Annotated in this window: 20 protein-coding genes; 14 read left to right on the plus strand and 6 right to left on the minus strand. The window is 65.0% G+C overall.

Translation table 11 applies throughout. The annotated features are described in order from the left end of the window. Positions 1-85: 85 nt before the first annotated feature. Positions 86-802 carry an SIMPL domain-containing protein gene (locus ACKI1H_RS10665; RefSeq protein ID WP_440468326.1) on the minus strand — a complete coding sequence of 239 codons (717 nt, stop codon included), beginning with the start codon at positions 800-802 and terminating at the stop codon, positions 86-88. 231 nt (positions 803-1,033) lie between these two features. Here ACKI1H_RS10665 and ACKI1H_RS10670 point away from each other — a divergent pair, with 231 nt between their 5' ends. The 13 genes from ACKI1H_RS10670 to ACKI1H_RS10730 all read left to right on the plus strand — a co-directional run bounded on the left by ACKI1H_RS10670 (position 1,034) and on the right by ACKI1H_RS10730 (position 18,060). Next, positions 1,034-2,290 carry an ATP-binding protein gene (locus ACKI1H_RS10670; RefSeq protein WP_138521195.1) on the plus strand — a complete coding sequence of 419 codons (1,257 nt, stop codon included), beginning with the start codon at positions 1,034-1,036 and terminating at the stop codon, positions 2,288-2,290. Positions 2,291-2,314: 24 nt separating this feature from the next. Beyond that, positions 2,315-2,875: a response regulator transcription factor gene (locus ACKI1H_RS10675; RefSeq protein ID WP_017518181.1), complete on the plus strand. Its 561-nt coding sequence runs from the start codon at positions 2,315-2,317 to the stop codon at positions 2,873-2,875. Between the two features lie 67 nt (positions 2,876-2,942). Further along, a complete protein-coding gene (locus ACKI1H_RS10680; protein WP_440468327.1) occupies positions 2,943-4,676 on the plus strand; it encodes an ABC transporter ATP-binding protein/permease in 1,734 nt (577 codons plus the stop codon). Positions 4,677-4,866: 190 nt separating this feature from the next. After that, positions 4,867-5,835, plus strand: a complete 969-nt coding sequence (locus ACKI1H_RS10685) for a peptidoglycan DD-metalloendopeptidase family protein (RefSeq protein ID WP_138521199.1) — start codon at positions 4,867-4,869, stop codon at positions 5,833-5,835. Further along, positions 5,816-6,181, plus strand: coding sequence for a hypothetical protein (locus tag ACKI1H_RS10690; RefSeq protein ID WP_440468328.1), 366 nt, complete (start codon positions 5,816-5,818; stop codon positions 6,179-6,181). The genes ACKI1H_RS10685 and ACKI1H_RS10690 overlap by 20 nt, the downstream gene beginning before the upstream one ends. Positions 6,182-6,199: 18 nt before the next feature. Beyond that, complete coding sequence (locus ACKI1H_RS10695) at positions 6,200-6,634, plus strand: bactofilin family protein (RefSeq protein ID WP_138521201.1); 435 nt, start codon at positions 6,200-6,202, stop codon at positions 6,632-6,634. Positions 6,635-6,703: 69 nt separating this feature from the next. Next, positions 6,704-7,645: an AEC family transporter gene (locus tag ACKI1H_RS10700; protein WP_138521203.1), complete on the plus strand. Its 942-nt coding sequence runs from the start codon at positions 6,704-6,706 to the stop codon at positions 7,643-7,645. A 186-nt stretch (positions 7,646-7,831) separates the two neighbouring features. Then, a complete protein-coding gene (locus tag ACKI1H_RS10705) occupies positions 7,832-8,623 on the plus strand; it encodes a YfaP family protein (RefSeq protein ID WP_440468848.1) in 792 nt (263 codons plus the stop codon). Between the two features lie 38 nt (positions 8,624-8,661). Then, on the plus strand, positions 8,662-10,413 hold the full coding sequence (locus ACKI1H_RS10710; protein ID WP_440468329.1) for a DUF2138 domain-containing protein: 1,752 nt from the start codon (positions 8,662-8,664) through the stop codon (positions 10,411-10,413). 14 nt (positions 10,414-10,427) lie between these two features. Further along, positions 10,428-11,042 (plus strand): DUF1175 domain-containing protein, encoded by a 615-nt coding sequence (locus tag ACKI1H_RS10715; protein WP_440468849.1) that lies wholly within the window; start codon positions 10,428-10,430, stop codon positions 11,040-11,042. After that, positions 11,039-15,592 (plus strand): alpha-2-macroglobulin family protein, encoded by a 4,554-nt coding sequence (locus tag ACKI1H_RS10720; protein WP_440468330.1) that lies wholly within the window; start codon positions 11,039-11,041, stop codon positions 15,590-15,592. The genes ACKI1H_RS10715 and ACKI1H_RS10720 overlap by 4 nt, the downstream gene beginning before the upstream one ends. Positions 15,593-15,595: 3 nt before the next feature. After that, positions 15,596-17,239, plus strand: a complete 1,644-nt coding sequence (locus tag ACKI1H_RS10725) for a DUF2300 domain-containing protein (RefSeq protein WP_440468331.1) — start codon at positions 15,596-15,598, stop codon at positions 17,237-17,239. Positions 17,240-17,244: 5 nt separating this feature from the next. Next, positions 17,245-18,060, plus strand: a complete 816-nt coding sequence (locus ACKI1H_RS10730) for a YfaP family protein (RefSeq protein ID WP_440468332.1) — start codon at positions 17,245-17,247, stop codon at positions 18,058-18,060. A gap of 84 nt (positions 18,061-18,144) precedes the next feature. On the opposite strand, the gene ACKI1H_RS10735 is transcribed toward ACKI1H_RS10730, so the two are convergent. The 5 genes from ACKI1H_RS10735 to gatC are packed head-to-tail and all read right to left on the minus strand — an operon-like array spanning position 18,145 to position 22,202. Further along, positions 18,145-18,486: a carboxymuconolactone decarboxylase family protein gene (locus ACKI1H_RS10735; RefSeq protein WP_440468850.1), complete on the minus strand. Its 342-nt coding sequence runs from the start codon at positions 18,484-18,486 to the stop codon at positions 18,145-18,147. 59 nt (positions 18,487-18,545) lie between these two features. Continuing rightward, positions 18,546-18,929 carry a septal ring lytic transglycosylase RlpA family protein gene (locus tag ACKI1H_RS10740; protein WP_138521217.1) on the minus strand — a complete coding sequence of 128 codons (384 nt, stop codon included), beginning with the start codon at positions 18,927-18,929 and terminating at the stop codon, positions 18,546-18,548. Between the two features lie 54 nt (positions 18,930-18,983). Beyond that, positions 18,984-20,429, minus strand: a complete 1,446-nt coding sequence (gene gatB / locus ACKI1H_RS10745) for an Asp-tRNA(Asn)/Glu-tRNA(Gln) amidotransferase subunit GatB (RefSeq protein WP_138521219.1) — start codon at positions 20,427-20,429, stop codon at positions 18,984-18,986. Between the two features lie 11 nt (positions 20,430-20,440). Beyond that, positions 20,441-21,895 carry an Asp-tRNA(Asn)/Glu-tRNA(Gln) amidotransferase subunit GatA gene (gene gatA / locus ACKI1H_RS10750; RefSeq protein WP_440468333.1) on the minus strand — a complete coding sequence of 485 codons (1,455 nt, stop codon included), beginning with the start codon at positions 21,893-21,895 and terminating at the stop codon, positions 20,441-20,443. A 19-nt stretch (positions 21,896-21,914) separates the two neighbouring features. Further along, positions 21,915-22,202 carry an Asp-tRNA(Asn)/Glu-tRNA(Gln) amidotransferase subunit GatC gene (gene gatC / locus ACKI1H_RS10755; protein WP_015475813.1) on the minus strand — a complete coding sequence of 96 codons (288 nt, stop codon included), beginning with the start codon at positions 22,200-22,202 and terminating at the stop codon, positions 21,915-21,917. Between the two features lie 239 nt (positions 22,203-22,441). Here gatC and mreB point away from each other — a divergent pair, with 239 nt between their 5' ends. After that, positions 22,442-23,479, plus strand: coding sequence for a rod shape-determining protein MreB (gene mreB / locus ACKI1H_RS10760; protein ID WP_017518164.1), 1,038 nt, complete (start codon positions 22,442-22,444; stop codon positions 23,477-23,479). The last annotated feature ends 50 nt before the right edge of the window (positions 23,480-23,529 follow it).

The following is a 23,529-nucleotide window of genomic DNA, read 5'->3' on the forward strand; positions in this document are numbered from 1 at the left end:
GTCGCAATTTCGACAATGGGAACCGTGCAGTCGAGTGGCGGCGCCCCGGTCCCCGAAGGCGCCGCGCAGGAAGAGGTCGTGGGTGTTACGGCATCTGCACCTCGATCGTGCCGTCGGCGCTGACGGTGACCTGGCTGGTACCGGCTTCGATTTCCTGCGCCGGGGCGCCGCCGTAGCTGTCGGCCTTCATCGCGGCCATGCGCATCACGGGCATCGGGCGAGGCGCGCCGGAGGTGTTCAGGTTCAGGCTGACCAGCTTGTAGCCCTTGCCGCCGAGGGCATCGGTGAGCACCTGGGCACGGGCCTTGAAGGCATCCACGGCGCCTTTCATCATTGCATCCTCGTTCTTCGCGCGGGTCGCGTCGGCGATGCTGAAGTTCATGCTGCCCATCTTCAGCTTGCCCAGCAGGTCGGCGGTGAGCTGGGAGAGGGCGGCGAAGTCGGTGCTTTCCAGGCGCAATTCTGCGCGCTCGCGCCAGGCGGTGATCTTCTGGCCCTTGTCGTCATACACCGGGTAGCTGTTGCGACTGCCCAGGCTGACGGTCACGCCTTTCACCTTGCGCGCCTGCTCGACTGCCGCGTTCATCGCGGTGGTGGTTTCGGCCGCCAGCTTCGTCGGATCGTTGGCCTGGCCTTCGGTGAACAGGGTCACGTGCATCAGGTCGTGGGCGACTTCCTGGCTGACCTCGGCGCGCAGCGAAACCTGGTTGTAGCGAGGTTCGTCTGCCAGGGCTCCCAGGCTGGTGGCGCACAGAGCGATGGCGGCGGCGATGGCGGTGAAGGGTTTCTTCAGTACAGACATGGATGACTCCTTGCTCCAGAAAAATGTCCGGGCCACAGCTTAGTAGAGCCGCTGGCGAGGACTGTCAGACTCTTTGACGACGATGGCGTCGAGTTCGGGTTATTGACCGGTGTCACTAAATGTTTCGGCATCGGGCGGCCAGCGCAGGGCGCGCTGGAGTATGCTGTGGCGCTATGCCGCATAAAGGAGAGGGGGCTCTTGGCTATACTCGCGCAAATTCCGGAATTCACCATGCGCCCACCGGTTTTCCAGCTGTCCGCCAGTCGTCAGAACCTCCTGCATCTGACGCTCATCCGTATTCTCGTGCTTGCCGCCCAGGCCGGTTCGGTCGGGCTTGCCTACAAGGCCCAGCTGATCCAACTGCCCTGGCTCGCGCTCGGCGTGACCCTCGGCGTCTCCCTCGTACTCTGCCTGGGTACTGCACTGCGCCTGCGCGGTCCATGGCCGGTGACCGAACTCGAGTATGCCGTTCAGTTGGCCTGCGATCTGGTCATCCACAGCGTGCTGCTCTATTACTCGGGCGGTTCGAGCAATCCCTTCGTCTCTTATTACCTGGTGCCGCTGACCATCGCCGCGGCGACCCTGCCGTGGCTCTACACCATCGCCCTGGCGGGCCTCGCGCTGGCCAGCTACACCGTGCTGCTGGTGTGGTTCCACCCGCTGGAGATGGCTGCCGGGCAGCGCGACAACCTGCTGATCTACGGCATGTGGCTGAGCTTCGCCCTCGCCGCCGCGCTGATCACCTTCTTCGTCGCCCGCATGTCCGAGTCGCTGCGCCGGCAGGAACAGTTGCAGGCCCAGCGTCGCGAGGAGGGCATGCGCGACCAGCAATTGCTGGCCGTCGCTACTCAGGCCGCCGGAGCCGCCCATGAGCTGGGCACCCCGCTGGCGACCATGAGCGTACTGCTCAAGGAATTGCGCCAGACCAATGCGGACCAGCCGATGTTGCAGGAAGATCTCGCCCTGCTGCAGGAGCAGGTCAAGCTCTGCAAGACCACGCTTCAGCACCTGGTGCGCGCCGCCGAGGCGGACCGTCGCCAGGCGGTGGAGGAGCAGGGCGCCAACGAATGGGTCGAGTCGGTACTGCGTCGCTGGCACCTGATGCGCCCCGAGGCGAGCTATCGCTATCAGACGCTGGGCAAGGGCAAGGCACCGCGGATGACGCCGCCGACCGACCTGAGCCAGGCGCTGTTGAACCTGCTCAATAATGCGACGGACGCCTGTCCGGACGATCTGGACATCCGCCTGGACTGGGATGCCGGTGAAATCTGCCTGAGCATCCGCGACCAGGGCCCAGGCGTGCCGTTGGCCATTGCCGAACAACTCGGCAAGCCGTTCTTCACCACCAAAGGCAAAGGGTTCGGCCTGGGGTTGTTCCTCAGCCAGGCCAGCGTGACCCGCGCGGGTGGAACGGTGAAGTTGTATAACCATGAAGATGGCGGCACTCTGACCGAGTTGCGTCTGCCCAGAAGCTATGGCGTGGCCTGATCGCCGCGCCCGCGAGGAAGTACCATGAGCGAAGAGATCCTGTTCGAAGGCGAAGAGCAGCCCCACCTGCTGCTGGTGGACGACGATGCCACCTTTACCCGCGTCATGGCCCGCGCCATGACCCGTCGCGGGTTGCGGGTGTCGGTCGCCGGCTCCGCCGAGGAAGGCCTGGCCATGGCCAAGGAAGATCTGCCCGACTACGCCGTGCTGGACCTGAAGATGGACGGCGACTCCGGCCTGGTCCTGCTGCCCAAGCTGCTCGAGCTCGACGCCGAGATGCGTGTGGTGATCCTCACCGGCTACTCCAGCATCGCCACCGCGGTGGAGGCCATCAAGCGCGGCGCCACCAACTACCTGTGCAAACCGGCCGACGCAGACGATGTGCTCACCGCGCTGCTGTCGCAGCATGCGGACCTGGAGACCCTGGTGCCGGAAAACCCCATGTCGGTGGATCGCCTGCAGTGGGAACATATTCAGCGCGTGCTTGCCGAACATGACGGCAACATCTCAGCGACCGCCCGAGCGCTGGGTATGCACCGGCGTACATTGCAACGTAAGCTGCAAAAACGCCCGGTGAGGCGTTAAGCGATCGATCAGACAAAGGAGCGCCAATGAGCGCTCCTTTTTATTTCCAGCCGTGCGAGCCGACCCCATGACCGACAGCGCCGAGTACCGGGCCGCGAACGATGCCGTTCGCAGCCGCTTCTTCCACCGAGTCTGGCAACTCACCGCGCCGTACTGGCGCAGCGAAGAGAAGGGCATGGCCTGGCTGCTGCTGATCGTGGTGATCGCCCTCTCCCTGGTGGGTGTGGCCGTCTCGGTCTGGCTTAACAGCTGGTACCGCGACTTCTACAACGCCCTGCAGAACAAGGACGTCGACTCTTTCATTCGCCTGGTTCTGTACTTTTGCGGCATTGCCGCAGCGGCCATCCTGATCGCCGTCTACCGTCTTTACCTGACCCAGATGCTCACCATCCGCTGGCGCCGCTGGCTGACGGAGAAACACTTCGCCGCCTGGCTCGGGGACAAGAACTACTATCGCCTCGAACAGCGTGGCCATACGGACAACCCTGACCAGCGCCTGACCGAAGACCTCAACAATTTCACCGACACTACCCTGACCCTGGGTCTGGGTCTGATCCGTAACGTGGTCAGTCTGGTGTCCTTCTCGGTGATCCTATGGGGTGTCTCCGGCAGCATCGAAGTGTTCGGCATCAGTATTCCCGGCTACATGTTCTGGGCTGCGCTGGTCTACGCCGCGGTCGGCAGTTGGCTGACCCATCTGATCGCCCGCCGTCTGATCACGTTGAACAACCAACAGCAGCGCTTTGAGGCGGACCTTCGCTTCGGCCTGGTGCGGGTGCGCGAGAACGCCGAGAGCATTGCTCTGTATAACGGTGAGGCCAATGAGAATGAGCGATTGATGGCCCGCTTCCGCAATGTATGGGGCAATTTCTGGGAGCTGATGAAGGTGCAGAAGCGCTTGACCTTCTTCAGCTCTGGCTATGCGCAGATCGCCATCATCTTCCCCTTGGTGGTCGCCGCGCCTCGCTATTTTGCCGGCAAGATCCAGCTCGGCGAGCTCATGCAGATCAATTCCGCGTTTGGCAACGTGCAGGATGGCCTGAGCTGGTTCATCGACGCTTATGCCAGCCTCGCCAACTGGCGTGCTACCTGTGACCGTCTGCTGAGCTTCCGCGGGGCCATGACCGAGACGGCTCAGGAGTCGGCCAATATTGATGTGCGCAAGACCGGCACCAACCTGCAGTTGCAGGACCTGACGCTGAGCCTGGGCAGTGGTCGTGAACTGCTGGAGCCAACCCGCCTGACTATCAATACTGGCGAGCACGTGCTGATCGGCGGCCCCTCCGGTGGCGGCAAGAGCACCCTGCTGCGTGCCATGAGCGGCCTGTGGCGCTACGGCAGCGGCGTGGTGCAGATGCCTGAGGCGCGCAGCCTGTTCGTGCCGCAGAAACCGTACCTGCCCATAGGCACATTGGCCGAAGCGCTGTGTTATCCCGAGGCGGGCGACCGGCATGATCTCGAAAGACTGAAGCAGGTGCTGCACTTGTGCCGCCTGGACTCCTTGGTATCCCGCCTGGAAGAGGCTGATCACTGGCAGCGCGTGCTCTCGCCGGGCGAGCAGCAGCGCCTGGCCATCGCCCGCGCGCTGCTTTATGCACCACAGTGGCTGTTCCTCGACGAGGCCACCTCCGCGCTGGACGAGACCGACGAGGCTGCGCTTTATCAGGTGCTGATCGACCAGTTGCCGGGGGTGACCCTGGTCAGCATTGGCCATCGGGTCAGCCTGAAGCGATTCCACCCGCGCCAACTGCGCCTGGAGGAGCATCGTTTGCAGGAGATCGAGTCTGTTTTGCCCGCGTAGTGGCAGTTTGATTCACTGGAATAATGTGATCGCGTTAGTGGGAAACATCTGAAAGTCTTCTCAGACAGGATGATTTCTTCTTATTTATTTACATTTTTCAGTGTTTAGCCGCTGCGAAGTTTTCAAGAACAGGTACCCTGTGCACCCCGGCGGTCATCCGCCGGGCCGAATGCATTCCAACGGTACCGCCATGAAACCCCTTTCCCCCTCACGCCAAGCCCTGACTCGCTCGGACCTGCGCCTGATCGACACGCGCCGGTACGTGCTGGGCGCTGCCTGCGTGTCGCTGGTCATCGCCGCGGCTGCCTTCGCTGGCGGGCTGTGGATCGGGCGGGGCCAGGCCGAACCGGTGATGGTCCCGGTGGCGCAGTCCGACGAAGCGCCCGATGAGTCCGGCGAGCGTTTTGCCGCCGAGCGCATCGGCGAGCTGACCGGTCGCCTGCAAGTCCTGGAGAAGGACGCGGACTACCTGCTCAAGGCTGTCGATAGTCACGAGGAAATCGCCCGCAAGCTTTCCAAAGTCGACCCGGAGCTGGTCCCCGTCCCAAAAAGCAAGCCAGCCTCCACCCGCAACGAAGGTGGCATCCTGCTGCCGCCCCGAGCCTGCGTCGACCCGTTGCCCGCATCGGCCGCTGACCTCGAGCGCAATGAGCAATCGGCCAAGTGCCTGCGCCGGGTCTTCGACCTGCTGATGGACCAGGTGGCCCGGCGTAACGCCGATTTCATGGCAATCCCCGCGCGCCGCCCGATGGAGCAGGCGCGCCTGGGCTCGCCGTTCGGTAACCGGGTTGATCCGTTCAACCGCCACCTGGCCTTCCATTCTGGCCAGGACTTCTCCGCGCCCACCGGTAGTCCGATCCATGCCGCCGCCGGCGGCCGGGTGATCGTTTCCGGGCGACATGCTTCCTATGGCAATCGCGTCGAGATCGACCACGGTAATGGCCTGGTGACTCGCTACGCCCATGCCTCCAAGCTGCTGGTGAAAGTCGGCGACGTCGTACTGCCGGGGCAGGAGATCGCCAAGGTCGGTTCCACTGGACGCTCCACTGGTCCGCACCTGCACTTCGAAGTGCTCTACCACGGCGAATTCGTCGACCCGCAGAACTTCCTTTCCCTGGGCGGCATGGAGATCGACAGCGATGGCCTGGCCACGGACTAAGCGGCCCTCCACCCGCCACCTGTTGCGCGCCGAGCACCGCCCTCATGTTCCCCAGGGCTTTGCCTGGTTGGGCTGGGCGGCGCTGGTGCTTCTCGTGTTCGCAGCTCTCGCGCTGGGCGGCTGGCAGCTGCGCGCCAGCGATGATGGCCAGGCGCGTGAGCGCATCGGTGCGCTCGAGGCGAAAAACGCCGAACTGACGCAGGAGCTGGAAGAAAGGCACCTGCAAGCCGAAGAGGAACGCGCCAACCGTGAGCAGCTGATGCGGCGGATCGACGCGATGTCCGCCGAAATCAAGAAACTCAAGACTGAGCTGGCCTTCTTCCGCCAGCAGAAACCTGGCAAGTAGTACGCGCGAGGAATTGCGATGTTCAGCAACAGCAAGAAGAAAGGCCCGCAGGTCTCGGTGGACAAGTTCTCCAGCCTGCTCTCGGGCAACGTCGATCTGGTCGGCGACATGCAGTTCCAGGACGGCCTGAAGATCCTCGGCACGGTGAAAGGCAACATCAGCCACAAGCCCGGCGCGGCCAGCCTGCTGGCGCTCAGCGCGGAAGGCCGGATCGAGGGCAACGTCAGCAGCTACGATGCCCTGATCGACGGCACCATCATCGGCGACCTCTACGTCGAGCACCTGCTGGAACTGCACTCGAACGCGAGGGTGGTCGGCAACATCCAGTACCGCCAGTTGAGCATGGAGAACGGTGCGACGGTGGACGGCAAGCTGACTCGTCTCGCCGACGGCGAGGCGCCCAAGCCCCTGGAGCTGCCGGCTCCGGTGCGCGATGAGGAAGCCGAAGCCTGATTTGCCCCGGCGCGGTGGGTACTTAGCTTGCTATGATTGTCGCCCCCACCGCCCAGACCCGCCCGTCCCATGCTCGCACTCCTGCTCCAGACCTTCAGCATCACCGCCCCGGTCTTTGCCATGCTGTTCCTCGGAGTGCTGCTGCGCCGCGTGGGGGCGATCAATCCGGAATTCATCCAGACGGCGTCGGCGCTGGTGTTCAACGCCACCATGCCGGCGATGCTGTTCCTCGGCATCTACCACTCCGACCTGCACAGCGCGGCGCGTCCGGAAGTGCTGCTGTATTTCTGTGCGGCAACCCTGGCGGGCTTCCTGCTGGCTTGGGGCTGGGCCGTCTGGCGGGTACCGCGCGAGGAGCGTGGTGTCTACGTCCAGGGCTCGTTCCGCGGCAACAACGGCATCATCGGCCTGGCGCTGGCCACCAGTCTCTATGGCGAGCACGGCCTGGCGCTGGGCTCGGTCCTCGCTGCCCTGGTGATCCTCTGCTACAACACACTGTCCTCGGTGGTGCTGGCGATCTACAGCCCGAGCATGAAGTCCGACCCACTGAGCATCGCCCGCAACGTCATCTGCAACCCGCTGATCATCAGTGTGCTGGCCGCACTGCCGTTCTCCTGGTTCGGTATCGGCCTGCCCCAGTGGCTGCTGACCTCCGCCGACTACTTCGCTCAGATGACCCTGCCGCTGGCGCTGGTTTGCATCGGCGGCACGCTGTCGCTGGCCTCGCTACGCGAGAGCGGCGGCCTGGCAATCAGCGCGAGCCTGATGAAGATGGTCTGGTTACCGCTGATCTGTACTTTCGTCGCCTGGGCGCTGGGCTTCCGGGGTGCCGAACTGGGGATTCTCTTCCTCTATTTCGCCAGCCCTACGGCGGCCGCCAGCTATGTCATGGCCCGCGCCGCCAATGGCAACCATGAACTGGCAGCGTCGATCATCGTCATCACCACTCTGGTGGCGGCGCTGACTACCAACGTCGGCATCTTCGTCCTGCAGTGGGGCGGCTGGATGTGACTTGGCGGAAGTCGAGATCCTTCCAAGGGGTGTTGCGCCAAATGCTATTCGGTTTGTAGGAAATTTCTGAAAGATCGCTCTGTATCGCATCCGCGAGCGAACGCCGTTCCGCACACGTACAAGACCGGTTACATTTGGCACCCCGCTATGCACGATCAAGGAATGTTCATGCAGCTCACGCGTCGGATGGTTCGTGCCGTCTTTTTTCTATCAGCCAGTCTCCAGGCTGCGACGGTCGCTGCCGAACCGCGTGCGGACCTCTCCAGCCCAACCGCCGGCTGGCGCTACTCCGGCCTGACCGATGATCCGAGCGTGCCCCGCGTGGCCTATCCCACGCCGCCTATCGACCGTGGCGGTGTGCGTGGCCGCAGCCTGATCGAAGGCCATCTGCGTGAAGTCTCTGGTATCGACCGTGCCCAGCGCCTGGTGGTGAATGGCAATCCGCTTCCTCTCTATACCGACGCTGAAGGCAAGTTCGTTCGCCCCTACAACTTCGGTGCGGGCAGCAACAGCGTGGCGGTCAGCAGCGATCAGGGGAAATCCCTCAAGCGCGTCCAGTTCTACGAAGCCAACACTGGCCGCATTCCACCGCGTATCCGCCTGGCCCTGGGCTGGAACGACCCCAAGGCCGAACTCGATCTGCATATCGTCACGCCTGACGGCCAGCATGCCTTCTGGGCACGCCCGCGCCTGAGCAACGGCGGCGGCCTCGACCCGGATGGCGTCGACGGCCCCGGCCCGGAAATGTTCACCATGGCGGCGCCGTTGCATGGCACTTACCTGGTCTACGTCAATTACTGGGGCAACCTGAACAGCCAGGGTTACAACTTCCAGGCCGGCAGCAATGTGCAGGACGTGATCACCGCCGAGATCAACCTGGTGTTCAACGAAAACACCGTCAACGAGAAGCGCGAGACCTTCGTGGTGCCCATGCGCACCATCGGCGATCTGGTGCTGGTGAAGACCTTCAACTACTGAATTCGCCCCTCGCAGGGATGACACGGGACAAGCGATCCATGAGCGACAATACGCCCTCCAGCAGCCAAGACAGCACCCCTTCGCCGACGCCGGCCCAGGCCCCGAGCCGTGGCCCGTTGATCGCCATCGGCGCGCTTGCCGCCGCGCTGGTGGCCGGCGGCCTGGCCCTGGCCTTCGGCCTGATCCCTGCGTTCCATTCGGCGCCGGTGGGCACCCTGGAAGCGCCCGAAAGCCCAGAAGTGGTCCGCGACCTCAAGCGCCCGGATGCGTTGATCGAGAGTGCCTCTCTCAGTCAGCTGCCCAAGGCGCTGCTGGAAGTGCCGCTGCTGCGCGACGTGCTCACCGAGGACTTCGTCTTCTACTACGAGAACAACGCCGACCGCCTGGGCCTGACCGGCACCCTGCGGCGCATAGTCTACGAACACGACCTGACCCTGAAGGACAGCGTGATCGAGGAACTGCTCGACCAGCCGGCCCAGGTAGCCCTGTGGCGTGGTGCCGATGGCCGTCTGCGTGACTTCATGGTGGTGCTCAGGCGCGGTGGACTGGCCAAGGTACTGGAGCCGCTGGCCAAGGTCGCGGCCGATGACACCCAGCTGAAGAAGGTTGCGGAAATCCAGGTGAAGGGCGGTGCCACGCCGGTCTACAGCCTGCGCTACGGCGCTGAGAAGACCCTGCTGTTCGTCTCCCGTGGCGACCAGATGCTGGTGTTGTCGAACCCGAAGATGCTCTTCCCCAATCCGGACTACGACACTCTGGGTGAGCCCGATGCCGCGATCGCCAAGGATCTGGGCACTGCGCTGGAAGGTGAACCTCTCTTCGCCAAGGACTTCGCCCTGGAGCCGCGCGGCGAGCTGAAACAGCGCATCACCCTGGGCGCTGGCGTGCTCGCGATGGGCTACCAGCGCTTCATCCCGACCTTTGCCGGCGTGCGTTTCGAGCAGGGCAAGGATGGTTGGCACAGTTACCTCGCACTCAACGAAGTCGCCCGCCAGCCGGACCTGGACTTTACCCCCGTCTGGCAGGCGATGCCCATGGGCGCCAGCGCGTGCGTCGCGTTGCCGGTCACGCCGGGCCTGTATGACAACATGCTGGTGAAACTGGGCGCCGAGCAGAAGATGGCCGCGGCATTCTCCGAGCACCTCTCCGGCGCCGCCGGCTTGTGCTGGTACCCGGATTCGCGGCTGCACTCTCCGCTGTTGGCGGTGAAGCTCGACGCCCCTGCCAGCCCCGAGCTGGACGAGCAGCTGGGCAAGCTGTTCGGCAGCATGATTGGCGCCTACGAGGCCAACGTGGAGACCGGTGCCTTCGAGGTTGAAAGTCGAGCCGAGGGCGAAGGGCGTCTGTGGCAACGCCAGGTCAGCTCGCGCTTCGGCCAGTATCAGGCGAGCGAGGCGGAAAATCCCGACCAGGTCAGCGGCAACGGGTTCTTCCGCGTCAGCCTGCTGCGCGATGGCAACACCCTGCTGTTCTCCATCGACGACAAGCTGCTCGACAAGGCCCGCAACACCCTGGCCAAGCGCTTCCCGCCGCTGGCCGACGTGCTGCCCAAGGATGCCCTGGTGCCGGCGTACCTGGCACCCAAGACGCTGTCCGCACTGCTCCAGCGCGAAACCCTCGACAGCCTGCCGCAGGATATCGAACCGGTGTTCCGCAACGCTGCCGACACACTGCTCCTGCCACGCCTGAAGACCCTCGCCGGCAACGGCTCCTACGCCCTGACCCTGCCGGCCGGCAGCGAGCCCAGTGGCGAGTGGGAGTGGCTGCCGCTGGAATGGAAGGCACTGTGATCTGCAAACCCCTCATGCTGGTGGCCGGTCTGCTTGCTGCCACGCTGGCGCACGCGGTGGAGCCTGCACTGGATGCGCAGCAGACCCAGGTGTTCCGCGCCTGGTTTGTGCGTATCGCCGAGGAGCAGCTGCGCCGCGGGCCGAACCCGCGCTGGTACCAGCAGGACTGTGCAGGGCTGGTGCGCTTCGCCGCCAACGAGGCGCTGAAGGTGCACGACGCCAAGTGGCTGCGCGCCAACGGCATGTCCAACCGCTACCTGCCGCCGGAACTGGAACTGTCCGACGCGCAGCGCAACCTCGCGCAGACCTGGCAGCAGGGAGGCGGCAAGACCGGCCCCTACGTCAACGCGATCAAACTCATTCAATACAACAGCCAGCTCGTTGGCCGTGACCTCAACCAGGCACGCCCCGGCGACCTGATGTTCTTCGACCAAGGCGATGACCAGCATCTGATGATCTGGATGGGCCGCGACATCGCTTATCACACCGGCACTCGTACGGCGACCGACAACGGCATGCGCTCGGTCAGCCTGCAACAACTCATGACATGGAAGGACACCCGATGGATACCCGACGAATCCAATCCCAACTTTATCGGCGTCTATCGCTTGTCCTTCCTGACCCGATGAATACGCTGCGCGGCATTGCCGCCGCCCTGGCCTGCGCCGGCCTGTTCGCCGCCGCGCCCGCGGTCGTGCAGGCGGACGACGACGTGCCGGCGAGCAACTACACGCCCATGGCCGGCGAGTCGTTCTTCCTGCTCGCAGACAGCAGCTTCGCCTCCGACGAGGTGGCCAAGGTGCGCCTGGAGGCGCCGGGCCGCGACTACCGCCGCTACCGCATGGAGCCGTATGGCGGCGCAGATATCCGCGTCTACCGCATCGACCAGCCGCTGGACTTCCTCAAGCGCCAGAAGAACCTGCACCGCGTGCTGTCCGAAGGGCAGTTCAAGGGCGAGGGCTTGTCCAACACCCTGGCCTACCTGTGGGACAACTGGTACCGCAAGTCGCGTCGGGTGATGCAGCGGACCTTCTCCTACGAATCGCGCCAGCAGGTCACCGAAGTCGTGCCTGAGCTGAAAATGGGCAATGCCATGCGCGCGCCGACGCCGTATGACGCGCAGCCGCAGTACGCGCCGATTCCCGGACTGCCGATGGTCAGCCAGTTCCGCTATCCGCTGTGGGACGCCAAGCCGATCCAGCCGCCGAAGGAAGTCACCCTCGCCGGTTCCTCCAGCGAGTTCATCAACGTCGCCCCGGGCAACGTCTATGTGCCGCTAGGCAAGCTGAAACCCGGCCTGTACCTGGTCGAAGCGCTGGTCGGCAAATACCGCGCGACCACCGTGGTGTTCGTCTCCAACAGCGTCGCGGTGAGCAAGATCGCCGGCAACGAGCTGCTGGTCTGGACCGCGCGCAAGCATGAAGGCACGCCGGTGGGCGGCGCCAAGGTGCTGTGGACCGATGGCCTGGGCGTGATGAGCAGCGGCAGCAGCGATGCCGACGGCCTGCTGCGCCTGCAGCACGTCAGCCCCGAGCGTTCCTTCGTGATCGGTGAGGACGAGGAGGGCGGCGTCTTCGTCTCCGAGAACTTCTATTACGACAGCGAAATCTACGACACCAAGCTCTATGCCTTCACCGACCGCCCGCTGTACCGTCCGGGCGACTGGGTGTCGCTGAAGATCGTCGGCCGCGAGTTCAAGAACTCCCGCGAATCGCAGTCGCCGCAGAGCGCGCCGCTGCGCCTGTCTGTGATCGACGCCGCCGGCACCACGCTGCAGACCCTGGACCTCAAGTACGACGCCAAGAGTGGTACCAGCGGCCGCTTCCAGCTACCGGCCAACGCCGTCGCCGGCGGCTACGAGCTGCGCTTCGACTACCGCGACCAGACCTACAGCAGCGCCTTCCGCGTTGCCGAGTACATCAAGCCGCACTTCGAGATTTCCCTCGACCTGACCAAGCCGGACTTCAAGACCGGCGAGCCGGTGAAAGGCAACCTGATCCTGCTCTACCCGGACGGCAAGCCGGTGGCCAACGCCCGCCTGGAGCTGAGCCTGCGCGCGCAGCAGCTGTCCATGGTGGATAACGAACTGCAGTACCTCGGCCAGTTCCCGGTGGAGCTTTCCAGCGCGCAGATCACCACCGACGACCAGGGCCGCGCCGCGCTGGACCTGCCGGCGGCGGAGAAACCCAGCCGCTACATGCTCACCGTGTTCGCCAGCGATGGCGCCGCGTACCGCGTGAAGACCAGCAAGGAAATCCTCATCGAGCGCGGCGCCGCCCGCTACCGCGTGAGCGCACCGCAGCGTTTCAGCGCCGCGGGCGATCAGGTCGAGTTCAGCTATGCCGCTGAGCAGCAGACTCAGATCCAGCCCAGCGCCTACCGTTGGCTGCGCCTGGAAGACCGCAGCAGCGGAGATGGCGTTGTGGCCGATGGCAAGTTCGCCATCACCTTCGACAAGCCTGGCACCTACAGCGTCGAACTGCGCGACAAGGCCGGCCAACTACTGGGTGGCACCGGTCACTCGGTCAGCGGCGATGGCGTGAAGGCCGTACCGGGCACCGTGGAAATCGTCCTCGACAAGGCCGAGTACCAGGCCGGTGAAGAGGCGCTGGCGCTCATCACGTTCCCGGAACCGGTGGACGATGCGCTGTTGTCGCTGGAGCGCGACAAGGTGGAGGCCACCGCGCTGCTGTCCAAGGGCGGCGACTGGCTGAAGTTGGAGAAGCTCAATCCGACCCAGTACCGCGCGCGTATCCCGGTGAAGCCGGAGTTCTCGCCGAACCTGACCTTCTCCGTGCTCTACACCCGCAGCGGCGACTACAGCTTCCAGAACGCCGGCATCAAGGTCGCCGTGCCGCAGGTGGAGATCGCTGTCAGCACCGACAAGGAGCGCTACGAACCGGGCGAGACGGTCACCGTCAATCTCGACACTGCCTATGCCGGCAAGCCCGTTTCCAGCCACCTCACCGTGAGCGTGGTGGACGAGATGATCTACGCGCTGCAGCCGGAGATCGCCCCGGGCATCGACCAGTTCTTCTACCATCCGCGCCGCAACAACGTGCGCACCAGCGCGAGCCTCGCATTCATCAGCTACGACGTGGCACTGCCCGGCACGCCCAGCGCACCTGGGCGCGCCAACCGCAGCGAGCGGGGCGTGAAGGTGCTGGAGCGTCCGCGCCGCGAGGAAGTCGACACTGCCGCCTGGGAACCGGAACTGGTCACCGATGCCAACGGCAAGGCCCAGTTCAAGTTCCGCATGCCTGACTCCCTGACCCGCTGGCGCATCACCGCTCGCGCCATGGATGACGAAGGCCAGGTGGGCCAGAAGAAGCAGTTCATCCGCTCGGAGAAACCGCTGTACCTGAAGTGGAGCGGTCCGAAACGCTTCCGCAGCGGCGACGCGCCGGACCTCGGCCTGTTCGTCTTCAACCAGGGCGAGCAGGACACCAAGGCTGAGCTGCTGATCCGCGCCAACGGTGGGGAAAAGACCCAGACGTTGGAACTCAAGCGCGGCGTCAACTACATCGCCCTGCCGCAACAGCCGCTCAGCGATGGCGACTGGAGCGTGGAGCTGCGCCAGGATGGTCAGGTACGCGACAGCCTCGGCGTGCACTTCAGCCTGGTAGCGGACAGCTGGCAGGTGCTGCAGTCCAGGCCGTTGCAGGTCAATGCGCAGAACACCCCACTGCAGTTGCCGGCGGATGCCCGCGACGTCAGCCTGCGCCTGGATGACAGCGCCCAGGCCCTGCTGCGCGGTAACCTCGACTCGCTGCTCGACTACCCCTGGGGCGGCGTCGAGCAGACCGCCAGCCAGCTGCTGCCGCTGAGCGTCGCCTACCCGATGCTGGCGAACGGCGAACCGCGTGTGCGTGATCGCCTGCGCCTGATCATGCAGACCAGTCGCCTGCGCCTGGTGCAGATGGCCGGCCCGGACGCCTACTTCACCTGGTGGGGCGGCGAAGACTACGACGCCTTCCTCACCGCTTATGCCTACTACGCCGACTGGCATGCCAGCCGCGCACTGGACATCCAGCTGCCGCCGGAGCACTGGCAGCGTGTGCTGGAGCTTTACTCCGCGCGTGCCAGCGCCACGCCGCTGTTGCAGCGCGCACTGATCCTGGCGTTCGCCCGCGACATGAAGTTGCCGGTGCAGACCCTGGTCAGCGGCCTGCTCACCGACCTGGAGAACGCCGGCAATGGCGAGGCGGCGAAGTCGGTGAACGACTTCGACAGCGACGACAGCCTGGTCATGGGCCAGCCAGATGCCGAACTGGGCCTGGCAGTAGCCCGTGTGCTGACGGCCAGCCTGGCCGAGCAGAACAAGGTTGCGCTGCCGCAGGGGTTCGCCAAGCAATTGGATGGCGCGCGCCTGAAGCTGAACACCAGCGACCAGCCGTTCGCCCGTGCTGTGCAGCTCTACAGCGGTACCGTCGATGCCGGCCGTGCTCGCACACTGTTGCAGAGCCTGGCGCCGCAGCAGTCCACCGTCGAGCGCGCCCTGGCGCTGACCTGGATGCAGCGCGCCGTGGCCGATGCCCCGGCTGCCGAGCTGCCCAAGCCGATCACGGACTGGAAGGAAGGCCGCAGCACCACCGGCGATGCCTTCTGGCAGTGGCAGGGCAAGGCAGTGCCTGCGCAACTGGACCTGAGTGCCGCGCCTTCGCGTCCGCTCAACGCTTCCGTGACCTTCCGCAGCGCCGAAGCGCCAGCCAGCCAACTGCCGGTAACCATCAAGCGCCGCCTACTGCGCCTGGTGCCGGGCGAAGATGCGTTTGCCTTCAGCGCCGAGGCACTGGGTGATAAGCCGCTGTCCAGCGACGAGTTGTACCTGGACGAAGTGACCCTGACCGCCGAACAGGCGCAGGCCCTGCGTTACGGCATGCTGGAAGTACCACTGCCGCCGGGTGCAGACGTCGAGCGCACCACCTGGGGCCTGCAGATCAGCGGCCTGGGCGGTGTCGAGGCAACCAGCCTGGAGCGCGCACGCAACGAGCCGGGTGACCTGTTCTACGGCGTGCCGGTGGACACCCTGGGTGGCGAGCTGCGCTTCCGTCATCTGGTCCGCTTCTCGCAGAAGGGCGAGTTCGTCCTGCCGCCGGCACGCTACCAGCGCCTCTATGCGCCGCAGGAGCAGGCGCTGGAGCAGAACCCGGCCCTGGCGAAGATCAAGGTCCAGTAAGCCATGCACGCGCGCCTGGCCGGCCTGATCCTGCTGTTGCCGCTGAGCGCCCTCGCGGCGCCCGGTCCGCAAGAGCAGGCACAGCTGGCCTGGCGCACGGCGCAGGGCGATGAACTGCTGCGGCTCGGGCCGCAGCAGGTGCTCGATCGCCAGCCGTTGCCGGCCGACCTGCACGCTCCGCTGGGCAGCCTGTGGAAACTGTTCGTTTATGCCTGGCTCAACGATACCGGCCAGCAGGAGCCGGCCTACCAGTGCCGTGGCGAGAGCAAGGAAGAAGTCTATTGCTGCACCACCGGGCAAAGCATCGAGCGCGACGCCGCGCTGGTGAAGTCCTGCGGCCTGTACTTCCAGCCGCAGCGCCTAGGCATCGATGGCTCGGTCTGGCAGCAATACTGGCAGGCGCGCCATGCGCCGGCCTGGATCGCCCGGCTGGACAGGCTGGCACCACAAACCGAGGTGCCGGTCGCCGAGTTGCTCGATCAACTGCAGCACTTGCCGGCCCAGGAACAGGCGCGGAAGGTGCTGCTGGACGTCAGCCTCGCCGCCGATGAAGGCCGCACACCGGCCGCATTGGGCGGTCGCCTGCGGGTGAAGACCTGGAGTTGGGACGAGAATGGCCAGCGTGAAGGTGGCTTCGCCGGGTGGCTGGTCGATGGCACGCCGCTCTGGGCGCGCGGGCCGGGGACCAGCAAGACAGTCCTGGCGAAGTACGGCAACGCCATCGGTGCCGCACTGCCGGCTCCTTGGCCCAGCGATCCAGGCCGTTGCGTCGAAGTCGGATTGTTCAGCCGCTATCCGCTGAAAGAGGTCTACGACGCACACAACCAGCCCGTCGCCGAAGGTCTTCTGCAAGGTCGGCAGAGCGTTCTGTTCGCCAATGGCGTCCGGCTGGATGTGGATAGCAGCGGCGATCTTTTCCTTGTGCGCGGCGTCGAAGGCCCGCGTCTGACCGCGCGCCTGTCCCGCGAGGAGTACGTCGCTCGCGTGCTGGATCGCGAGGCGTCCGCTACACCGGCGGAGGCGGCCAAGGCGTTGGCGGTGACCATTCGCACTTATCTTTTGCAAAACGGTGCCCCGCGCGGCGACTGCCTGAGCATCGACGACAGCAGCCAGCGCCAGCGTGTGGCGCCGCGACCGGCCAGCGAAGCAGCGCGTGGTATTGCCGCCTGGACGGCCGACCTGGTGCTGGCTGGCGGCACCGTCACCTACCACACGGACGAGGCGGGGCAGTCGAAACTGTCTTGGCGCGACGCGCAGGAGCAGGCCGCCAAGGGGCTGCGCTATGACGCGATCTTGGCCCGCGCTTTCCCGCGCACGAGCCTCAGTCGTTGGAGCAATCCGATCGCCGCCTGTCAGCCGCTACCGGAGGCGGAGCGTTGGCTGAAGGCACAGCGGCGCGACTGGCGCCCGCGCCTGGAAACCGAGGCGGGCTATGAGGAGCTGCAGTCCTTCGCCGTGTGCCGCCTGAGCAGCGGCCGGCCCTACGTCGACCGCGAACGCCAGCGCATCTATGTGCGCGGGCTGTACTCCCAGCAGGACCGACTCGACCTGGCTCATGAATACCTGCACCTGGCCTTCCAGGCGCACCCCAATGGACAAGACGAGGGCTACGTGGAAAGCCTGGCCCGTCGCCTGATACTGGAATGATCAGCATGAAACTCGCCCACGTGCTCCACCTGTCCCTGCTCGCCAGCCTGATCCCGCTGGGCGCGCAGGCCGCCGAACCGCCGATCAGCCTGGATACCCCACTGGGCGGCTGGCGCTCGGGCGATGGCGACAAGGCCGACTTCCGGCAGACGGTGAACTACCCGGCATCCTCGGTGAACTCGCGGGAGGACCAGTCCGACACTGCGCGGATCCGTGGCGAAATCCGTGGGTTGCCCAAGGACAGCAAGGAGCCTGCGCGGCTGGTGGTCAATGGCGTGGCCATGCCGATGCGGGTCGAAAGCGACGGCAGGTTCGACCGCCCGTTCGCCTTCCCGGCGGGTTCCAACAGCGTCGAAGTCGTCAGCCCGGACGGCCAGCAGCGCAAGCGCGTGCAGTTCTACCACGGCGGCGGTGGCGGCGAGGTGGCGGCCAAGCTGCGGGTCATGCTGTCCTGGGATTCGGACAACACCGACCTCGACCTGCACCTGGTGACGCCCGATGGTGGGCACGTCTGGTACGGCAACCGCTCGCTGCCCAACGGTGCGGCCCAGGACGTTGACGTGACCACCGGCTACGGTCCGGAAATCATCGCCAGCCCGACTCCGCTCAAGGGCCAGTACCTGGTCTACGTGAACTACTACGGCGGTGGCTGGAGTTCGGATGAAAGCTCCGGCGACGTGAATGCGGCCAAGCCGCTGACCACGGCGCAGGTGACTATCGTCACGGAGGAGGGCACGGTGAACGAGAAGCAGGAGTCCTTCCTGATCCCGATGCGCCAGCCGGGTGAGCTGACGCTGGTCAAACGGTTCAGTTATCCGTAGGGCTCATGTAGGAGCGAGCTTGCTCGCGAACCCGCACCGCTGCGGAGCTGTTCGTGAGCAAGCTCGCTCCTGCAGGTTCGCTGTTCAGGCTTTCTGATCCGCTTGCCACGCCTCGATCACTTCCTGCGCTGCGCGGAACGCGTCGATGGCTGCCGGGACGCCGGCATAGACCGCGCAATGCAACAGCGCTTCGCGAATTTCTTCCACGGTGCAGCCATTGTTCAGCGCACCGCGCACGTGGCCTTTCAACTCCTGCGGGCACTTGAGGGCGGTCAGCGCGGCCAGGGTGATCAGGCTGCGAGTCTTGCGCGGCAGGCCGTCGCGGTTCCACACGCCGCCCCAGGCGTGCTCGTTGACGAAGTCCTGCAGCGGCCGGGTGAACTCGGTGGCGTTGCCCAGGGCGCGGTCGACGAAGACGTCGCCCATCACTTCACGGCGAACCTGTTCGCCGGCCTTGCGGTTATCGTTGCTCACTTCTGACTCCTTCAGAGACCTTCCAGGCGCACCCGGGCAGTGCCGGAGCGCAACATATTGAGTTGTTCGGCGGCGGCCTTGGAGACATCGATGATGCGTCCACGGCCAAAGGGTCCGCGATCGTTGATGCGCACCACGACACTGCGGCCATTGTCGAGATTGGTCACCCGTACCCGTGTGCCGAAGGCCAGGGTGCGATGGGCGGCGGTCAGGGCATTCTGGTTGAAGCGCTCGCCGCTGGCGGTGCGTTTGCCGTGGTGGGCCTTGCCGTAATAGGACGCGGTGCCTTCGGCGCGGTAGCCGCGGCCGGAGACCTCCGAGTCGCTGTCGTACGATGTAGTGCTACAGCCGGCCAGCAGGGCCAGGCAGCCGACGAGGGCCATGGGTCGCAGCATCGAACCTCCGGACGAAAAAACGCCGGGCAAGCCCGGCGTCGTTGAAGTGTGGGCTCAGGCTTCGAGCTTCTTCTTCAGCAGTTCGTTCACTTGTGCCGGGTTGGCCTTGCCCTTGGCAGCCTTCATGGCCTGGCCGACGAAGAAGCCGAACATCTTGCCGCGCTTGGCTTCGTCGCTGGCGCGGTACTGTTCCACCTGCTCGGCGTTGGCTGCCAGCACGTCGTCGAGCAGTTTCTCGACGGCGCCGCTGTCGGTGTTCTGCACGAGGTCCTTGGCCTTGATGATTTCGTCCGGCGAGCCTTCACCTTCGGCCAGGGCAGCGAACACGGTCTTCGCCGCCTTGCCGTTGATGGTGCCGTCCTTCAGGCGCAGGATCATCTGGCCCAGGTGCTCGGCGGAAACCGGCGATTGCTCGATTTCCAGGCCGTCCTTATTGAGCAGGCTGGAGAGCTCGCCCATCACCCAGTTGGCGGCCAGCTTGGCATCGCCACAGATGCTCTGGACCTGCTCGAAGTAGTCAGCCATTTCGCGGCTGGCAGACAACACGCTGGCGTCGTAGGCGGACAGGCCGTACTGGCTCTCGAAGCGCTCGCGCTTCTGGTCCGGCAGTTCCGGCAGCTGGCCGCGCAGTTCTTCGAGGAAGGCACGCTCAATGACCACTGGCAGCAGATCCGGGCAGGGGAAGTAACGGTAGTCGTTGGCTTCTTCCTTGCTGCGCATGGAGCGCGTTTCGTTGGCTGCTACGTCATACAGGACGGTTTCCTGGACGATCTTACGGCCGGATTCCAGTTCGTCGATTTGCCACGCGATCTCGGTGTTGATGGCGCGCTCGATGAACTTGAACGAGTTCACGTTCTTGATTTCGCGACGGGTACCGAACTCGGCCTGACCCTTCGGGCGTACCGACACGTTGCAGTCGCAGCGCAGCGAGCCTTCGGCCATGTTGCCGTCGCAGATGCCCAGGTAGCGCACCAGCGCATGGATCGCCTTGGCATAGGCCACGGCTTCCTTCGCGCTGCGTATCTCCGGCTCGGAGACGATCTCCAGCAACGGAGTGCCGGCGCGGTTCAGGTCGATGCCGCTCATGCCGTGGAAGTCTTCGTGCAGGCTCTTGCCGGCATCCTCTTCCAGATGCGCGCGAGTGATGCCGACGCGCTTGACGGTGCCGTCTTCCAGGGTGATGTCCAGGAAGCCCTTGCCGACGATGGGATGGTCCATCTGGCTGGTCTGGTAGCCCTTGGGCAGGTCCGGGTAGAAGTAGTTCTTGCGCGCGAAGACGTTGCGCTCGGCGATCTCGGCGTTGATCGCCAGGCCGAACTGGCAGGCCATGCGCACGGCCTCCTGGTTCAGCACTGGCAGGGTGCCGGGCATGGCCAGGTCGACCAGGCTGGCCTGGGTGTTCGGGGCGGCGCCGAAGGTGGTGGCGCTACCGGAGAAGATCTTCGATTGGGTGGAGAGCTGTGCGTGGATTTCCAGCCCGATCACGGTTTCCCATTGCATGTGTGTCGTCCTCAGAATCCAGCCGGTGCTTGTTTGTGCCAGTCGCTGACCAGTTGGTACTGGTGCGCGACGTTGAGCAGGCGGCCTTCCTGGAAGTACGGCGCAAGCAACTGGACGCCCACCGGCAGGCCGTCGACGAAGCCGGCGGGCATGGACAGGCCTGGAATGCCGGCAAGGTTGGCGGTGATGGTGTAGATGTCTTCCAGGTACTGGGCGACCGGGTCGTTGTTCTTCTCGCCCAGTTTCCAGGCAGGGTTCGGCGTGGTCGGGCCGAGGATCACGTCGACTTCGGCGAAGGCGTTGGTGAAATCGTTCTTGATCAGGCGACGAATCTTCTGAGCCTTCAGGTAATACGCGTCGTAGTAACCGGCGGAAAGCGCGTAGGTGCCGACCATGATGCGGTTCTTCACTTCAGCGCCGAAGCCTTCGGCGCGGGAGCGCTTGTACAGGTCCTGCAGGTCCTTAGGGTTCTCGCAGCGATAGCCGTAGCGAACGCCGTCGAAGCGCGACAGGTTGGAGCTGGCCTCTGCGGGCGCGATCACATAATAAGCAGGGATCGCGTGCTGCATGTTCGGCAGGGAGATCTCCTTGACCACCGCGCCGAGCTGCTTGAGCTGCTCGACCACCTTCATCACCGCGTCGGCGATACGGCTGTCCAGGCCGGCGCCGAAGTACTCCTTCGGCAGGCCGATGCGCAGGCCGGTCAGCGGCTTGCTCAGGGCGGCCAGGTAATCGTCCACCGGCTGATCGACGCAGGTGGAGTCCTTCGGATCGAAACCGGCCATGGCGCCGAGCATCAGCGCGCAGTCCTCGGCGGTGCGGGCCAGCGGGCCGCCCTGGTCGAGGCTGGAGGCGTAGGCGATCATGCCCCAGCGCGAGACACGGCCGTAGGTGGGCTTGATACCGGTGAGGTTGGTCAACGCTGCCGGCTGGCGGATCGAGCCGCCAGTGTCGGTGCCGGTGGCGGCCGGGATCAGGCGCGCGGCCACGGCGGCGGCGGAACCACCGGAGGAGCCGCCCGGTACGCGGGAAGTGTCCCAGGGGTTCTTCACCGGGCCGTAGTGGCTCGATTCGTTGGCCGAGCCCATGGCGAACTCGTCCATGTTCAGTTTGCCCAGGCTTACGGTGCCGGCGTCGGCCAGGCGCTCGACGACGGTGGCGTCGTAGGGCGAGACGAAGGCGTCGAGGATCTTCGAGCCGCAGCTGGTGCGCACGCCCTGGGTGCAGAACAGGTCCTTGTGGGCGATCGGTGCGCCCAGCAGGGCCCCGGTTTCGCCTTTGGCGCGCCGCTCGTCGGCTGCCTTGGCCTGGGCCAGGGCAATTTCCTCGGTGACAGTGATGAAACTGTTCAGCTGCGGGTCGAGCTGCTGGATGCGCGCGAGCAGGGCAGTGGTCAGTTCCTGGGCGGAGAATTGCTTGTCGGCGAGTCCGCGGGCGACTTCGGCGAGGGTCAATTGATGCAGCATATGTCCGTGTCCTTAGCGCTTACTCGATGACTTTCGGGACGAGGTAAAGGCCGTCTTCCACGGCTGGCGCGATGGCCTGGTAGGCTTCGCGGCGGTTCTCCTCGGTGACGGCGTCGGCGCGCAGGCGCTGCGTGGCTTCCAGCGGGTGGGCCAGGGGCTCTACGCCATCGGTGTCGACCGCCTGCATGGCGTCGATCAGGCCGAGGATGTTGTTGAGGGTATCGGTGGTGCGCGAAATGTCGGCTTCCTCCAGGCCCAGGCGGGCGAGGTGGGCGATCTTTTCCACGTCGGAGCGTTCAAGCGCCATCGGGGTCTCCAGCTAGAGCGGCCCGGTTCGAACTGGACCTGGCCGGAAGGAATTGAGGGGGCAGGGAACAGAACCCGCGGCAGACGGTCGAAGGCCGCTGGGATGGGCCTGCGGGCCCGAAAAACGAGGAATCTAGCATAAATTGCCGCCTTGCCCAAAACCCCCGTCATTGTTAGAGTTTGCCGCACTTTTTTACCCGCGCACTTTTCACCCACGCGCCACCTATGGGTTTCTTTCCAATGTTCAAAAAACTGCGTGGCATGTTCTCCAGTGATCTGTCGATCGACCTGGGCACTGCCAATACCCTTATTTATGTGCGCGAGCGCGGCATCGTCCTGAACGAACCGTCCGTGGTCGCCATTCGTAGCCACGGCAGCCAGAAGAGCGTGGTCGCGGTCGGTACCGAAGCCAAGCGCATGCTGGGCCGTACCCCGGGCAACATTGCCGCCATTCGTCCGATGAAGGACGGCGTGATCGCCGACTTCAGCGTCTGCGAGAAGATGCTGCAGTACTTCATCAACAAGGTTCACGAGAACAGCTTCCTGCAGCCCAGCCCGCGCGTGCTGATCTGCGTGCCGTGCAAGTCCACCCAGGTGGAACGCCGTGCCATCCGTGAATCGGCCCTGGGCGCTGGTGCCCGTGAGGTGTACCTGATCGAAGAACCGATGGCCGCAGCCATCGGCGCCGGCCTGCCGGTGGAAGAGGCCCGTGGTTCCATGGTCGTCGATATCGGCGGCGGCACCACCGAGATCGCGCTGATCTCCCTCAACGGCGTGGTCTACGCCGAATCCGTCCGCGTCGGCGGCGATCGCTTCGACGAAGCCATCGTTACCTACGTGCGCCGCAACTACGGCAGCCTGATCGGCGAATCCACCGCCGAGCGCATCAAGCAGGAAATCGGCACCGCCTTCCCGGGCGGCGAAGTCCGCGAAGTCGACGTCCGTGGCCGTAACCTGGCCGAAGGCGTACCGCGCAGCTTCACCCTGAATTCCAACGAAGTGCTCGAAGCGCTGCAGGAATCCCTGGCGACCATCGTTCAGGCGGTCAAGAGCGCCCTGGAACAATCCCCGCCGGAGCTGGCTTCCGACATCGCCGAACGCGGCCTGGTACTGACCGGTGGCGGCGCGCTGCTGCGCGACCTGGACAAGCTGCTGGCCCAGGAAACCGGCCTGCCGGTGATCGTCGCCGAAGACCCGCTGACCTGCGTCGCCCGTGGCGGCGGCAAGGCGCTGGAGATGATGGACCGTCATTCGATGGACCTGCTTTCCACCGAGTAAGGTAGGAAAGCCCTGTAAAGGTCGGTTGACGTTTCGCCCGCGCTGGTGAA

The organism is Pseudomonas sp. YH-1, assembly GCF_051990045.1.
Taxonomy (GTDB): Bacteria; Pseudomonadota; Gammaproteobacteria; order Pseudomonadales; family Pseudomonadaceae; genus Pseudomonas; species Pseudomonas nicosulfuronedens.